Origin of the sequence: Microcoleus sp. BROC3 (assembly GCF_036702515.1) — a bacterium.
Lineage (GTDB): Bacteria > Cyanobacteriota > Cyanobacteriia > Cyanobacteriales > Microcoleaceae > Microcoleus.
In genome coordinates, this window is sequence record NZ_JAUBTQ010000012.1 from 43341 (window position 1) to 59715 (window position 16375).

12 protein-coding genes are annotated in these 16375 nt (G+C 45.6%); 6 read left to right on the forward strand and 6 right to left on the reverse strand.

Annotation, left to right across the window (positions count from 1 at the left end; genetic code table 11):
• Positions 1 to 107 precede the first annotated feature (107 nt).
• The gene (gene rpmB / locus QUB30_RS10100; RefSeq protein ID WP_015177569.1) at positions 108 to 344 is read left to right on the forward strand and encodes a 50S ribosomal protein L28; all 237 of its coding nucleotides are present in this window, start codon (positions 108 to 110) and stop codon (positions 342 to 344) included.
• Positions 345 to 428: 84 nt separating this feature from the next.
• Here the strand turns inward: rpmB and QUB30_RS10105 are convergent, their stop codons facing one another.
• The 3 genes from QUB30_RS10105 to proS form a co-directional block, all read right to left on the reverse strand.
• Positions 429 to 2489: an adenylate/guanylate cyclase domain-containing protein gene (locus QUB30_RS10105; RefSeq protein ID WP_333332675.1), complete on the reverse strand. Its 2061-nt coding sequence runs from the start codon at positions 2487 to 2489 to the stop codon at positions 429 to 431.
• A gap of 114 nt (positions 2490 to 2603) precedes the next feature.
• Entirely contained in the window at positions 2604 to 5576 is a 2973-nt protein-coding gene (locus tag QUB30_RS10110) for an adenylate/guanylate cyclase domain-containing protein (RefSeq protein WP_333332679.1), read from the reverse strand.
• A 174-nt stretch (positions 5577 to 5750) separates the two neighbouring features.
• Positions 5751 to 7556, reverse strand: a complete 1806-nt coding sequence (gene proS / locus QUB30_RS10115; protein WP_333332682.1) for a proline--tRNA ligase — start codon at positions 7554 to 7556, stop codon at positions 5751 to 5753.
• On the opposite strand from proS, the gene QUB30_RS10120 reads away from it, so the two are divergent.
• The 4 genes from QUB30_RS10120 (at position 7555) to QUB30_RS10135 (ending at position 13008) form a co-directional block, all read left to right on the forward strand.
• Positions 7555 to 7947, forward strand: a complete 393-nt coding sequence (locus QUB30_RS10120) for a hypothetical protein (RefSeq protein ID WP_333332685.1) — start codon at positions 7555 to 7557, stop codon at positions 7945 to 7947. The genes proS and QUB30_RS10120 overlap by 2 nt on opposite strands.
• Before the next feature lie 158 nt (positions 7948 to 8105).
• Positions 8106 to 9083 (forward strand): hypothetical protein, encoded by a 978-nt coding sequence (locus QUB30_RS10125; protein WP_333332688.1) that lies wholly within the window; start codon positions 8106 to 8108, stop codon positions 9081 to 9083.
• Between the two features lie 80 nt (positions 9084 to 9163).
• Positions 9164 to 9469: a hypothetical protein gene (locus QUB30_RS10130; protein ID WP_333332691.1), complete on the forward strand. Its 306-nt coding sequence runs from the start codon at positions 9164 to 9166 to the stop codon at positions 9467 to 9469.
• Positions 9470 to 9837: 368 nt separating this feature from the next.
• The gene (locus QUB30_RS10135) at positions 9838 to 13008 is read left to right on the forward strand and encodes an MFS transporter (protein WP_333332694.1); all 3171 of its coding nucleotides are present in this window, start codon (positions 9838 to 9840) and stop codon (positions 13006 to 13008) included.
• 86 nt (positions 13009 to 13094) lie between these two features.
• Here QUB30_RS10135 and QUB30_RS10140 read toward each other — a convergent pair whose 3' ends face one another.
• Positions 13095 to 13679: a Uma2 family endonuclease gene (locus QUB30_RS10140; RefSeq protein ID WP_333332697.1), complete on the reverse strand. Its 585-nt coding sequence runs from the start codon at positions 13677 to 13679 to the stop codon at positions 13095 to 13097.
• A gap of 288 nt (positions 13680 to 13967) precedes the next feature.
• On the opposite strand from QUB30_RS10140, the gene QUB30_RS10145 reads away from it, so the two are divergent.
• Entirely contained in the window at positions 13968 to 14444 is a 477-nt protein-coding gene (locus QUB30_RS10145; protein ID WP_333332700.1) for an orange carotenoid protein N-terminal domain-containing protein, read from the forward strand.
• A gap of 221 nt (positions 14445 to 14665) precedes the next feature.
• On the opposite strand, the gene QUB30_RS10150 is transcribed toward QUB30_RS10145, so the two are convergent.
• Positions 14666 to 15097, reverse strand: a complete 432-nt coding sequence (locus QUB30_RS10150; protein WP_333332703.1) for a VOC family protein — start codon at positions 15095 to 15097, stop codon at positions 14666 to 14668.
• A gap of 37 nt (positions 15098 to 15134) precedes the next feature.
• Complete coding sequence (locus QUB30_RS10155) at positions 15135 to 16079, reverse strand: acetoacetate decarboxylase family protein (protein WP_333332706.1); 945 nt, start codon at positions 16077 to 16079, stop codon at positions 15135 to 15137.
• Between the last annotated feature and the right edge of the window lie 296 nt (positions 16080 to 16375).

The following is a 16375-nucleotide window of genomic DNA, read 5'->3' on the forward strand; positions in this document are numbered from 1 at the left end:
GCGATCGGGTGTTTTTTGTCCCCCCTTAACAAGGGGGCTAGGGGGGTTCTGCGCTGTTGCTATATAATAAAAGGCTGCACGCAAAAAACGGTAATCTGGAGGGAAGTATGTCACGGAAATGTCAGCTAACGGGGAAGAAGGCTAATAACGGTTTTGCAGTTTCTCACTCGCACCACCGCACTCACAAATTGCAAGACGCCAATTTGCAGTGGAAGCGGGTTTGGTGGCCGCAGGAGAAGCGCTGGGTAAGATTGCACCTTTCTACAAAGGCGATTAAAACCTTGCAAAACAAGGGTTTGGAAATCATGGCGAAGGAAGCTGGAATTAACTTGTACAAGCTTTAAAAAACTTGGCTAAATTAAAATGAGGGCGATCGCACATTTAAGAGTGCGATCGCCCTTACTTTTAGAGAAAAACCTTTACTAGAGCTATTTTCGGCATTGCAGTAAATAAGTAGTCATCTGGCCTTTGCCTTTAACTTCGATCGCGCCGCGGTTTTCAAAGGAATACTTTTCTTGCAACCGTTGATAAGTTGTCTCTGTTACCTGAATACACCCCGGGAAGCCGTGAGATTCCATGCGGGAAGCGGTGTTAACGGTGTCTCCCCACAAATCGTAAATAAATTTTTTAATACCGATGACTCCGGCGACAACCGGGCCGCTGTTGATGCCGATTCTGATGCTGAAAGCTTGGCTGTGGGTATTGCTGAAGTCAGTAATTGCTTGCTGCATATCCAGGGCCATTTCTGCAATAGCTTCTGCGTGATCCGGGCGAGGAATTGGCAGCCCTCCAACTACCATGTAAGCGTCGCCAATCGTCTTAATTTTTTCCAAACCGTGCCTTTCAGCTAGGTTGTCAAAGGTCGAAAAGATGTCATTCAGCAAGGCTACTAATTGCGTTGGAGAAACTAGCGAACTGAGTTGAGTAAAGCCTACTATGTCCGCAAATAAGACAGTAACGTCAGCAAAAGTGTCTGCGATCGTACTGTCTCCCCGCTTCAACCGATTTGCTATTTCTTCAGGCAAAATATTCAACAGCAATCGCTCGGATTGTTCCTGTTGAACTCGCAGTGCATTTAAAGTATCATTCAGAGCATTAGTTCGTTCTTTCACTCTAAATTCTAACTCTTCATTGAGCTTGCAAAGCGCCATTTCAGCCCGCCTGCGCTCTGTGATATCCGTACCGATTCCCAGCATTCCTGCGAACTTTCCTGCCGCGTCAAACAGCGGTTTATTTGCCCACGATACCCAAACCAGCTCGCCGCTGCGCCGGATACTTTCATTTTCATTTCGCGTGTATTGTTCTGGGTTTTGCAAAATATCTCTCAATTTTGCTCCCAAGTCATTTCCTTTTGTATCTATCTCGGGAATAATTGTTCCCACTGCGTGTTTGCCAATTATCTCTTTTTCGTCGTAACCGAAAAATTTCTGTGCAAATTCGTTAAAAAAAGTAATATTTCCTTCTGTATCTATTTTTAAAATAATGCTGTTAGCATTTTCGACTAATTCCCGATACTTAATTTCGCTTTGCCGCAGCGAATCCTCTGCTGAGGCGCGTTCGGCTACAGTGGCGGCTAACAGCAGCGATGTAACTACAATTACGCTCATAAAAGCCTGCAAAAATAAAATTGCCTGATTGATATTTTCCGCTTTGGCAATAAAGGGGCCACCTCCCTGAGAACCTCCCCAAATGGCGATACTGGATACAATGAAAGATGCTAAAACAGCCCCGCACTGACCGAATTGAATGGTTGCCCAAATTACTAAGGGAAATGGCAAGTATTCGAGGGGATAACCGGAGAGATGACCTTCACTTTTTGAGTTGTATACTAGCCAACTGACTGTTACTAATAACAGCAGGCATATTCCGGCACCGATGCGATTTACAATTGTTTGAGAACCTGTATTTGGTGAAGGGCTTGGCGCTTGTTGGTGGTTGTATATAATCAACAGCAGGGGAGTAAAAATTAAAACTCCTAATGTATCTCCGAGATACCAATTCCAGCGAATTTGCCAATATTGGCTCCAGTCAACTAAACCAGTTACACAGAGGCGCAGCGTGCCGAGAGTGCAGTTGATTTGAGTGGCAACTACAGCACCGCAAAAGACTAAATTGACTACATCGATCAGCCGATGGAGTGAGGGGCGAAACTTGAGCTTTTGCAGCAAAGTAAATGCGCAGAAAGCTTGTAAACAAGCGCAAAAGGCACTAATTGCTGCAAGTGTTAAAGATACCTGAAGGTTAATAGTCTCGTAAAAAAATACGCCTAAAGCTATTCCCGGCCAAATGCGGCTACCAAATAATAACATTGCAGCTTGTGCAATTCCTGCGGGCGGCCAGACGCAGGTAGCTAATTTATTTACGCCTGGGATTGAAACTGCTATTTTTGCTCCCAAAGCGTAAGCAAAAGCAATGGCAGCTACTTTTGCTAAGTATTGCCAATTTCTAGATTGAGTAAATCGCAGAAACTGATTTTTGTTTGGGTTCATACTGAGTGTTATATGTTTAACTAACTATAGCAACCGCGCCGGAATCTTAGGAGATTTTTAATTGCTGAAATATGAGTTATTATATTGCTTATTCCTTGTAAATTATTCCTTCTGCTATAATTTGCTCCCTGTCAAAAAATAAGTGTTCATCTCGCCTTTGCCTTTGACTTCAATTGTGCCGCGACTTTGCAATAAATACTTGTCTTGCAATCGCTCATAAGTGGCCGAGGTGACTTGAATACACCCCGGGAAGCCGTGAGATTCCATGCGGGAAGCGGTGTTAACGGTGTCTCCCCACAAATCGTAAATAAATTTTTTAATACCGATGACTCCGGCGACAACCGGGCCGCTGTTGATGCCGATTCTGATCCTGAAATCTTGATTGTGGGTATGGCTGAAGTCAATAATTGCTTGCTGCATATCGAGGGCCATTTCTGCGATCGCCTCTGCATGATCGCTGCGGGGCATGGGCAGGCCTCCTACTACCATGTAGGCGTCGCCAATCGTCTTGATTTTTTCCAATCCGTGCTTTTCTGCTAGGCGATCGAATGTGGAAAAAATATCGTTAAGCAAGGAAACTAATTCCGGCGGAGAGATTTTGGAACTAATTTGCGTAAAACCCACTATATCTGCAAACAATACTGTTACTTCGGAAAAAGTATCGGCGATGATGCTTTGGTCTTGTTTTAATCTGTCGGCGATGGGTTGCGGTAAAACGTTGAGTAGGAGACGGTCGGATTTTTCTTGTTCTAAGCGCAAAGCTGCCTCAGCTTGTTTGCGAGTTGTGATATCTTGAACAGTACCTTCGTAATAAAGTAAATTTCCATCTCGGTCGCAGACAGTATAAGCATTCTCAGAAATCCAAATTATACTGCCATCTTGGCGGTAAACTTGAGATTCAACATCTGATATTTTGCCGTTTTTTCGCATTAACTTAATTAGTTCTGCGCGGCGTTCTGGGTCTACATATAACTGTCGGTTAATATTAGTTAAGTTTCGCCTCAACTCCTCAGAGGAACTGTAACCGTAAATACGAATTAAAGCAGGATTGATGCTGAGATATTCCCCATTTGGAGTAGTTTGAAAGATGCCGACGATCGCATTTTCAAAAATGCTGCGGTATTTTGCCTCAGCTTGCCGCAGCGCTTCTTCAGCACGCTGGCGTTCTCGCGCTTCCATTGCGAAAGTTACAGAGTCTGCTAGAGAAACAGCGAAACTTTGTTCTTCAATCGTCCAATAGCGGGGCATTCCTACCTGTTCTAAACAGACAACTCCTGCTGTTTCTCCGCCTATTTGAATCGGCGTATCTAGCATGGAAGTGATGCCGAACGGAATTAGGTAAGATTCCGCAAATTCTCTAGTTCTAAAATCGTTTTGTGCGTCAAAGGCAGCAATTGCGCGTTCTTCTAGCAGTGCTTGAAAATAGACAGGATAGTCTGCTGCTGCTAATTCCAAGCCGTGTGAATGTTGGTTGAGAGCGCTATCGAACAAATCCAGGCACTCGATCTTGGATTTAGTGCGATCGTACAGCCAGACGCTCGATCGGGTAACTTCCAGAGTACGGCTAGCAGTTTCAGTTATTTCTTGAAGCGCTTTTGTTAAGTCGCCTTGATTCAGCGCTTTATTTTTGGCTAAATCAATTAATGCCGATTTCTGTTTCTGTAGCTGAAGTTCGCTTTGTTTCAGGGCATTTGTCCGCTCTTCAACTCGGATTTCCAGCTTTTCATTTAGCTTTTGCAGGGCTATTTCAGCTTTTCGGCGATCGGTGATATCTGTGCCGATGCAGAGGATTCCCAGGAGTTTTCCCGCTGCATCAACCAGCGGTTTATTTGCCCAAGATACCCAAACGCGATCGCCACTGCGCCGCATATTTTCATTTTCATAGCTGATAAAGCGAGCGGGATTGTGTAAAATTTCATTATAAACCAACTCTAAGTTATTCCCTTCGAGGTCTGTGTGGGGAATAATTGTTCCCACTGGATTTTTGCCCAGGATTTCTTCCTCCTTGTAACCAAAGAAATTTTCTGCAAATTCGTTAAAAAAAGTAATATTCCCGTCTCCGTCCAATTTCAGAATAATGCTGTTAGCATTTTCCACCAATTCTCGATATTTAATTTCGCTCTCCCGTAAAGAATACTCCGCTGATGTCCGTTCAGCTACTGTCGCTGCCAATAACAGCGAGGTAATTGTAACTACAGCCAAAAAAGCTTGTAAAAATAAGATAGCCTGATTGATATTTTCGGCTTTGGCTATGAAAGGCCCCCCTCCATGAGAACTGCCCAAAATTGCGATGATTGAGACAACAAACGATGCGAGGACAGCGGAGCGCTGACCTAATTCGAGCGCTGCCCAAATTATCAAAGGAAATGGCAAATATTCCAGGGGATAACGAGCAATAGAAGCTTCATGTTTCGACTCAAAGACCAGCCAGCTAACCCCTATTAATAATATTAACCATACTCCCCGCGCCATTAAATATTTTTTTTGGCTATCTGTTGGTGTTTTTAAACGCTCTGCGGTTACTTGAGGGCGAATAAATATTAGGATTAAGGGAGTTAAAATTAAAACTCCCATTGTGTCTCCCAACCACCAATTCCACCGAAGCGACCAATATCCTGCCCAATCTACTCTTCCTGCTAAATATATAGAAAACGCGCCAATAGTGCAACTGATTTGAGTAGAAATTAGAGCGCCAAACAATATTAAATTAACTACATCTTTCAAGCGAGCCAGAGACGGACGAAACCCGAGCCAGCCCAGGGTCTTTACGGCAAAAACAGCTTGCAGAATCGCCCCAACGTTTCCTCCCAGCCAAACCTCGAATATCTGTTCACTTGGGTTAACCAAATTGAGCAAAAATGTACCCAAAACTATGGCAGGCCAGAGTTTACTCCCAAACAAGAAAAGTCCGGCTTGGGCAATTCCAGCAGGCGGCCACACCGAGGAAGCAAACGGATTGACACCTTGAATTGAAATTGCTAGCCTCGCCCCCACGGCGTAAACGACAGCAACGACCGTTACTTGGGCTAAGTACCGCCCAATTCTGGATTGAGGGAATCGAAGAAACTGATTTAGGTTCAGATTCATATCGAGTTTTAAGTTTTAGATAATTTCACATCAGAAGGAAGAGGGGCAGCGGATTTTGTAACGGATTGAAGGGATGGATATTGGGGGTATCTAGCCTAAATGTAGGGTGCGCAGCGCGCACCTTGCGAGCCTAAATGTAGGGTGCGCACCGCGCACCTTACTGGTTAAAAAGTCTTATTTGATGGCGGCATCAATCCACTGTTTCAAAGTAGAATTGACTTCATCAACAAGAATTTCATGTGATTTGTGATTTGCTCTTTCTACGACTTCAACTTTACCGACTTTCAGCGAACGGCCCGGAACAATGCGATAGGGAATCCCGATTAAATCGGCATCCTTGAATTTAACTCCGGCTCGTTCGTCGCGGTCATCTATCAAGGTTTCAATGCCAGATTGATTGAGTTCTGCATAGAGTTTTTCGGCGACTTCTACTTGTTGGGCGTCGGAAATATTGGGGATGCTAATGATGGCGTGATACGGGGCGATCGCCACCGGCCAAATTATCCCGTCTTTGTCGTAGGATTGTTCTACTGCCGATTGAGCTAGCCGCGACACGCCGACGCCGTAGCAGCCCATCACAAAGGGCATTTCTTCGCCTTGTTCGCTGGTGTAGGTGGCGCCCATTGCTTGGGAGTATTTTGTGCCTAATTGGAAGATGTGGCCGACTTCGATGCCTCTGGCACTTTGCAAGGTTTGTTCGGGGTTGTGCACGGCCCGATCGCCCTTTTTGGCTGTTCTGACGCCTACAACCGTTGCTGGTAGAGGAAATTCTTTGTTCCAATTCGCCCCGACAACGTGGTATCCTGATTCGTTTGAACCGGTGACAAAGTTTGTCAGGTCAACTGCAGTGCGATCGACTAAACGCAAAAAGTTAGAGTTTACCTCCTTGCTCCCAGCGATATAATCATCAGCAATATCGGGAGCCATATAACCAAGAGGTAAAGATTTAGCAGCCCATTTTTGCTGAGCTTCCGCATCGGGAACAGTCAAAAATAAAACAGTTTTAGCTTGATAATTGCCCGCTAACTTCGTCAATTCATTCAGCAACTTTACCTGATTCACATCTTGGTCGCCGCGAATGCTTACCAATACCAAGACTGTGATCCCATTGTCGTAAACAGCTTGGTAAAGCACATTTTTGACAACTTGCGTCGGAGAACATTTCAAAAACTTGCAAAGTTTATCAATTGTTTCAGTTCCCGGCGTTTCCCGCTTTTCAAAAGTGGCAAAGGGCGACGGTTCCGCATCAGCAGGCATCGAGACAGCCTTTTCCACATTAGCGGCATACTGACCGTCTTCAGTATAAAGAACTTCATCTTCTCCCGCTTCTGCCAGCACCATAAACTCTTGAGAACCAGAACCGCCAATTGCTCCCGAATCAGCATCTACTGCTCGGAATTGCAAGCCCGATCGGCGCAGCATATTGCTGTAAGCTTGAGCCATATCCTGATAAGTTTTTTTCAGACTTTCTTCGTTAGTGTGGAAAGAATAGCCATCTTTCATAATGAATTCGCGACCGCGCATCAACCCAAAACGCGGGCGAATTTCATCGCGAAACTTAGTTTGAATTTGATAAAGATGTAAAGGCAATTGCCGATAGGAACGAATCATATCTTTAGCAATTGTAGTAATCACTTCTTCGTGAGTAGGGCCCAGTCCCAATTCTCGCTGCTGCCTGTCTGTCATGGCAAACATAATACCTTCAGCTTGAGTGTAGGTGTCCCAGCGACCGGATTCCCGCCACAAATCGGCCGGTTGCAATTGCGGGAGAAGGCATTCTTGAGCGCCGGTAGCGTCCATTTCTTCGCGCACAATTTGAGATACTTTTTTGAGAACTCGCCACATTAAAGGTAGATAAGCGTAAATTCCGCTACCGATGCGCCGGATGTATCCGGCACGGAGTAATAATTTGTGGCTGGGAATTTCTGCTTCTGCCGGGTCTTCACGCAGGGTGACAAAAAGCATTTGAGAGAGTCGCATGGCTGATTTCCTTAAAATACCGGATGATTGTAATCTCAGATTAACTTCTGATATTATCAGACGTGAGGCGGATTTGATTAAATATATGAATAAAATTTGGCAAAACTACGAAAAAGGTATGGCAGTATTTGATAATTGTCACTCTCCTACTGTGCAATCTCAGTGGCTTGCCTTAAAAGATGAAATAGGAGAATTTGTTCGAGAACCTAATTTAAGCGAAATTTGGGATATTGTTCATGCTGCTGGTCGATTGCTTTACAAACTAATCGGAATTCCCTTATATTTACTGGCCTATCCTACTGTTCGCAAACACAGTCAACGTTTCGAGGAGTACGGCTGTATTCGCAGCCTTCGCAACTGTGAGGGTAAATGCTGCGGAAAAAATTCGTAGCCTAGGCTGCGGCGCACCTGATATCATGTTTGTTGAATGACCCGCAGTTACATTCTAATGACCTGATTCAAAAAACCATGCAACTTTAGGCAAGCGCCCAACCCATATCCAGTAACTAATTCCCAATCTAAAATCTAAAATCTAAAATCTAAAATCGCATGACTAGATTCATCCACGACCAATTTGCTAAACAGTATTTGAAAGAACTATTAACCCCTCTCGGTAATGTAGAAACCAGCCGGGATGTCGCTGGAGAAGTAAGGCAGGTTGACGTTTTATTTTCCCCGAAACCAGAACCGGAAGTCGAAGCAACAGCCCTCGGCATTCTGGGTCAAATCGCAGCAAAACCCGCTGTATTTGAACCCTTCCGCAGCCCAGTCCAAATCGGAGAAATTCGCAGTTGTCTGGGCAAACTCTTCGATATCCACGGCGAATTTGAACGCGCCGCAGCTAGAGAAAATACCCGGATTGCAGAGGCAGACTTGCCCCAACTCTGGATACTGTCGCCTACTGTTTCCGATACGATATTAGCTGGATTTCGAGCGATTCCCGAACCAGAAAATTGGGTAAGTGGAGTTTATTTTCTGGGCCCATCTCTGAAAGCAGCGATTATTGCCATTCACCAACTCCCCCGGACTCCAGAAACCCTGTGGCTGAGAGTTTTAGGGAAGGGAAACGTGCAGAAGCAAGCTATTGCCGAATTGAGAGAGTTACCCTCAGATAATGTGTTTCGGTTGAATGCGTTAGAATTGTTGTACAACTTGCGAACGATATTAGAAGTACGTCAAGACATAGATCGAGAAGATCGGGAGTTAATTATGGAACTGTCACCCCTCTACTTGCAACGGCTGGAAGATGCAACTCAGCGCGGTATCCAGCAAGGTATCCAGCAAGGTATCCAGCAAGGTATTCAGCAAGGTATCCAGCAAGGTATGCAGCAAGCTATGCAGCGCGCTCAACGCCTGATGGTTGAGAGTCTCCTACAACTAAAATTTGGCGAGATTGATGAAGAATTAGCCCAAATAATCGAGCCTTTGATTCTGCTAGAACCCCTCGATCGCACGCGACTAATTAGGCAGCTCGATCGCTCTGAATTGCTAGCTCATTTTGAACAAAAAAATCAACCGGAATCCTGACTCAGCAGCGCACTCTACAATCGGTAGGGTGCGCTCAATATCACTTTACTATTTATTATCGACAAAATCTGGAGTTAATTATGGAACTATCACCCCTCTATTTACAACGGCTTGAAGAAGCAACTCAGCGAGGTATCGAGCAATGTATTCAGCTAGGTATCGAGCAATGTATTCAGCAAGGTATCGAGCAAGGTATTCAGCAAAGCAAACGCGAGCTTGTTGAGAGTATATTACAAGTAAGATTTGGCGAAATTGATGAAGAATTAGCCCAAATAATCGAGCCTTTGATTCAACTAGAACCTCTGGAAATCACGCGACTGAGTATGCAGCTCGATCGATCGCAATTACTCGCTCGTTTTGAGCCTGAAAATCCAACGGAATCCTAACTCGGTAGCGCACTATACGATCTGTAGAGTGCATCACATCGTACTTTACTACTATTGATAATTGGTGGGGATTGCGCCCGCCTCAAACTTGCCACTTTTATGCGGACTCTGCTGCTACCAGTCCCTTAAAAAGTAATTTCTGACTTTAGACGGATTTATTTTTTAGCTTCCACAGCAATAATGAGCAGTAAGGATGAGATCACTATAGGACTGAGTTACCACTCATCCCAATGTCACTAAGAAGGGCTTCCGTAAGATAAAGCCGAACCCAAACAAAACCTCATCTAAAGATTACAAACACCCCTAGAAAAAAGTTGGGGGCAATTTTCGCTATGCCGAGTTAGGCATAAAAATTTAGGAGGTAAATTATGTTTCAAAGCGAGTTATTAATGTCGCTGTACACTCCAAAACTCGATAGGGGCCAAATGCCAGTAGAAATGCCAGTACAAATGCCAGTACAAATGCCCGTAGAAATAGATGTGCCATTTGACCACCCCGATATCGGAGGGCTGATGTTTTTAAGCCCGCAGTTTTTCGTAGCCTTAATCGCCGGAGTCATTATGGCTTTCGGCTTCCAATTCCTGTTAACAAATTTCTCGATCGCCGCCAAGATATCAAATTGGGACGAGGCTTTACCCGACGATGACGATGATGATGATGAGTCCGAAAGTATAGGCAAGAAAGTTCGGAAAATCGAAGGTTTAGTCGGGGGTTGGATTTTAGTCACCGTTAACCTGGCTTTATTTTTGGCTTGTTTTTTGGCAGTCAAACTAACTTCAATTGCCAGCGTAGACGGAGCGGCAATTATTGGTGTGGTCATCTGGGCTGCGTACTTTTTAACGCTGGTGTGGCTCGGTTCTAGCGCCGTCGGTTCGATGATCGGTTCCTTGATAAAAACTGCTTTTTCAGGCGTTCAAGGCCTCATGGGTACTGCTGGTGCTGCGATCGGCGGCAAGATGGCCAGCGACCAAATGGTCAACACTGTAGAGGCATCAGTTGCCGCTGTCCGCCGCGAATTGAGTTCGGCGGTAGACCCGGATAGCATTCGCGAAACACTGCAAGATTATGTGGGTTCTTTGCAGTTACCGAAACTAGATGTTAAGGAAATTCGCGGTCAATTTGAAAAGTTGCTGGGCGATGCAGATATTAAATCTATTGCGGGAAGCGACGTTCTGAAGAATGTTAACCGCCAGACTTTTGTGGATTTAGTTAAGAGTCGCACCGACTTTTCTCAAGAGGAAATAACTCAAGTTGCTGACCAACTCGAAGGCGTTTGGAAGCAAACTTTCGGCAAGCAGCAAGAGCAGAAAGACCCGAATTTAGAGTTAGTTGATTTTCTCAAGTTTGCGGCTCCCGATTTGCTGAAATCTGACGAACTCAACGCCAAGCTGTCTCAAATTCTGGAAAGTCGGGAAAACAAATCGGAATCCAGCAGCGGCATGAAACGAGCGATGCAGTTGGGTGTGGAAGCTCTTGTGGGCACTGTTTTGTCGCGGACGGATTTGTCTGATTTGGATGTTGAAAAAATCACTGGTCAGTTGCAGCAACTGACAGCCAAAGGGACGGAACAAGCTAAATCTTTGGCTTCTAAGGTGGGCGACAAAGTGCCTGCGCTGCCTTTCAATACAGGTAAGGCTGATGTGGAAAACTACTTGCTGAATACCCAACCTTGGCATCTCAACCGGGAGACAATCAAGCAGGAATTTAGGGATGTGATTTACGACCCGGAAGCTTCTCCGGGAGCCGTTTTGCGCCAGTTAGAGCAGTTTAATCCCGATTATTTTGTAGGGATTCTGGGCCGCCGCGAGGGGTTTGCTCCTGAACAGGTGACGGAAATTGCCGAACAGCTTGAAGGTGTCCGCCAAGAAGTGTTGGAAATCGTGCGAGATGCTGCTGGTGAAGAACAGTCTCAAGATTTACGCAGCCGGATTGAAAATTATTTGCGATCGACTGGCAAAGATGAGCTGAATCCTGAAGGTATTGAACGCGATTTCCAAGCGCTTTTGGAAGACCGGGATGCTGGTTTTGAGGCTTTGCGCGATCGCCTGTCGCAGTTTAATCGCGATACTTTGGTGCAGTTGCTCGGTCAGCGGGAAGATTTCAGTCCAGAGGAAGCCGATCAGTTAATCGGCCGACTGGAGAGTTCGCGCGATCGCGTTATTTCTAGAGCTCAAGAATTGCAAGAGCAAGCGCAATCGAAAGCCCAAGAATTGCGGCAAAAGGTAGAAGACTATCTCCGCAATACTAATAAGGAAGAACTCAATCCTGAAGCGATCGAGCGCGAGTTTCAAACGCTGTTAAACGACCCGGAAGCTGGATTTAAAGCGCTGAGAGAACGCTTGTCTCAATTCGACCGCGATACGCTGGTGCAGTTGCTGTCACAGCGCCAAGACCTCAGCGAAGAACAGATAAATCAGGCGATCGACCGGATCGAATCTGTGCGCGACAACATTATCCACGCGCCGCAAATAGTGGCAGATAGAGCTAAGCAACAGTACGAGGAAGTTACTGCAAAAATTGGCGAGTACCTGCGGAATACAAACCTCGAAGAACTCGATCCAGAAGGTATCAGTCGGGATTTGACTAAATTGTTTGAAAATCCGAAAGAGGGTGCTTTGGCACTTCGGGAAAGACTTTCTCAGGTCGATCGCGAAACTTTAGTCAAGTTGCTGTCGCAGCGGGAAGATTTGAGCGAAGAACAGATCAATCGGACGATCGATCGCGTGCAAGATTCGATTCGCAGCATCGTGAAATCGCCCCGCCGCTTGGCCTCTCGCGCTCAAAAAACAGTCCGCGATTTCCAAGGCAGTTTGGAAAATTACTTGCGGAATACGGACAAGGAAGAACTCAATCCTGAAAGCATCAAACGCGATTTGCAGTTGCTGTTTAGCGAGCCGGGAATGGGGATGCAAAGTTTGGGCGATCGCCTGAAGCACTTCGATCGATCGACTCTGGTAGCATTGCTGTCGCAGCGGGAAGACATCTCGGAAGAGGAAGCTAACAGAATTGCCGACCAAATTGAATCTGTCCGCAACCAAATTCTCGAACAAGTTCAAATGGTTCAGGAAAAGTTTCAGTCAGCAATGGACAGTATTTTCGGAAAAATCCGCGATTACCTCAATTCGCTCGATCGACCTGAACTCAACTACGAAGGCATCAAGCGGGACTTACGCAAAGTGTTTGACGACCCGCAGGCCGGATTTGACGCGATTAAAGAGCGTTTAGGTGAGTTCGATCGCGGTACTTTAGTTGCCCTGCTGAGTTCTCGTTCCGATATTTCCGAGACTGACGCGCACCGAATTGTTGACCAAATGGAAGGAGCCCGGGACAGCGTTTTATTGCGCTCGGAACGCCTGCAATCTGAAGCCAAAAAACGCATCAAACAGCTCAAAAACAAGGCCAAGCAGCAAGCAGAAGATGCGCGCGAAGCCGCAGCAACTGCTGCTTGGTGGCTGTTCGGTACGGCTCTGACTTCTGTGGTTGTTTCGGCTTTGGCTGGAGCAATAGCAGTCGGTGGTATTTCGGGTTTGTTTAGCTAGATTTTCAACGAGTTTGAAATAAAGTTCTCCTGATTCTAGGCTGGCTGTTTGCCAGCCTATTTTCTTTGGAATAATATCACAGTCCTTCAGGATGCTATAGTTGGCGGAAACACTCTCGATAAATCGAGCGCCAAGTCGTGAAAATAAGGCAGATTAACAGACTCGTTGGGCAGAAAAATCAGCGTCCTGCGATAACCAAATTGGCCAGGGGCATTCTGATACGGCTCGCTGTAACATTCCAAGCAAGTTTGTGATAAATTAAATATCCAATAGTTCGAGATTCCGGCTTCAGCATAAAGGGGGAGCTTAACCTGTTTGTCGTAACTCAAAGAAGAATCTGCAATCTCAATCAGCAACAGTATATCCCCTGGACAGGGGTGAGAGGATAGATAGTCGTCAGGGCGATTTTGTACGAGCGAAAAATCAGGTTCAGGTTCGCTGTTTGTCGGTAAAACGATGGGAGATTGACACTGTAAAGTTGCCCGCTCTGCTACTATGGCGCTTAATTCCCGCAATAATCTTCTCCGACAGGTTTCGTGAGCGGTACCTTTAGCTGCCATTTTCACAAGTTCTCCATTAATTAACTCAACTCGATCGTCCTCACCAAAGAACCTCAGTTCTGTCAGGCGGTGATATTCCGCTATCGTGAAGCGTTTTGCAGTTGCGGACATAACAGCCACCTCAATACAGGTCTGTTGCGATTATAGGCGATCGTCGATCGGCTAAACCATGCTAATCATGAGCTCCGCTAACAACAATCTTGGCAAATTTCCCTCATCCTTTGGTTGCAATTTTTCCCAATTTTGGTAAATTTACTCCCCGAACTTATGTCCGGGATCATCTCTGTCTTAAGCAAGATTCTAGCATCACTATTTATTAGGTACTTTAACTTAAGTAGCAAACAAAAGTTTTCTCACAAATAAGAAAACTGAGCAATACATATTATTTTGGAGGCTTGAATGACCTTTACTACCAGTGCTTACGACCAAGGAAAAGCAGATATTAAGCAGTTGAGTGTAGACGACCAATTAGGTTTGCTGTGGTTTGTTTACACCCAAATGGGCAAGTCAATAACGCCAGCGGCTCCCGGTGCTTCCGGTTCCGACATCGCTCAGGGTTTGTTCGATCAAGTCAAGCCTCTGCCCCACGAAGAACAACTACAAGTAATGCGCGACATTGCCTCAAAAGCCAATACTGAAATCAGCCGGATGTACGGCTCGATGAGTCCTGAAACCAAGCTGGCTTTTTGGTATTTCCTAGCAGTAGGAATGGACGAAGGAACTATTATTCCTGTCCCTCCAGACTATCAACTTCCCGAAGCAGGAAAAGCTTTACTAGGAAAGATTGAGGGCATGGACTTCCAGCAGCAAATTGATTTTCTTCGCGGTACAATTTTAGAAATGGGTGCTGAAGCCGCTCCGGGGGCTGGCATTTAAAAATAGGAATTACTCAGCGAATTAATTGCCCGCCGCCCCGGTTAATTTGTGATTAAATTAGCTGGGGTTGCTCAATCTAGCAGTCCTGGACGCATTTCAAGGTAATCCTGTCATTCATAAGCGTTGGGAAGAATCTTACAGAGGCTTCGTTGCACTGCGTTTCACTCAGCATGACACATAGGCTTTGCGTACGCCCTGTCTAGAAAACTTAATGCTTGACCTCATAACTTTGGCTGCGCTAATAACTTTTCTAACAGCGCGCTAACTTCCTGACCGTAGGCAATTTCCAGCGTATGACCGTCAGGGTCTCGGATATAAGCCCAGTAACCGACAGGAGGTTCCGAGTCAGTAGGGCCGTTCAATAAAAGCCCCTCTGACTCAGCCTCACGGCAAAGCTGATCGACTTTTTCACGACTTTCGCAGGCGACGCCCAGATGGGAATCTGGCAAAAGTTTGCCATTCACTAATCGTGCTTTAATTAGCACAATGACGAACGGTTGAATCAAATCACAAATCCAAGCAACATCTAATGATGTAATTGGATCTACCCGGCGGTGAACCACTTTGAAGCCGGCGTACTTCGCGTAAAACGAGATGCTTTTGTCTACATCGCTAACTGACAGTGCAATGTGGGTAAAACCAAGATCGCTCATGGGAACTTTCCTCCTATCATGTACGCAAATTTTAGCGCTAATAACTGAATTCAGCAGTTATGTTCCCCACAACTTCCGGTGCACCTGCAATTAAACGCATATCTTCGCAGGCAACTGTTAGCAAGGGCTGACCTAAGTTTATATTGGCAAAATGACTCTCTTCAGGTATTTCTAATTCGCCTCTAATCAAGCCGATTCGAGATTTAAATTCTCCTTTAAACAACAGCAAATTGCTGCGGTCAGCGCTGAAAACATTTCCGCTCAAAGGCAGCGGTAAAGCTAAAGTTTGCTGGCTGTAATTGAGACTGCACAGTTGACGGTTTTCTTGGTGAACTGTGACGCGGTAGCCTAGCGGTGCTGCCTTTACCGAATCGCTGCCTTCCCAACTAAATTGGGCTAATTCTTTAGGAAGTCCCCAAATTTCGCGTCCGCCGGCTACCGAGTTAGGGTTGTCTACATAAATGTGAGAAATCCAAGCGCCCCATTCTCCGGCATAATTGGCGATCGCGCTAACTACAATTAACTCATTGTACTCCATCACCGAACCCAACCCGTAGGACGATATATAAATGCCGCCTAGGGTTTTTCCGGGCAATAAAGAGACAATTTCTAACTCAGAGGGAACCAAGGGGCGCACTCGTGCCACATCTACCAATTGTAAAGTCTGAACAGCATAACCTTGCAGATTCCAAGGTGCAGATGGATATACCATTTTAAGTGATTTAAGGTCTGATATTTTATTTATTTTAGCTTGGAAAGTTGAGTAAGATGGAAACTCGATTGGATCATCCCGATCTAACAGCTCAATCAAGCTCTCTCGATGTACTTTAATGAAGTCTGCAAGTGGTCGGTAGCCCCAATAGCCAGTCATCGCTCCTAATAAGATGAGTAACAAGACCAACCACAATTGATGTCTTGTACCCCGAATGTGTCGATCGTCATTGAGAAGTTGCAACGGTTCAATGAGATGGATATTAGTCACTTTTTCTACCCTGAATCAGTACATTTGCCTCGTGAGTGAGCAGGGCGATCGCGTAAACAAGTCGAACTCCGCCCCGATCGGGCTAGCCAGCGCCCGACCAGGTAGATTTCCCAGATTTTTTGCTTGCTACACACGCGCGTGACAGGACGGGCGATCGCTCATCCACATCATAATTTTTCTCTCCTTGTATGAAACCACCCTGCTCTCCCTTGATGGGAGGGGCTGGGGGTGAGGGTGAGAGTGCCTGCTGTTGTGACATTTCCAGCTTTGGTGATAACAACTATCAGCTTTCAGTC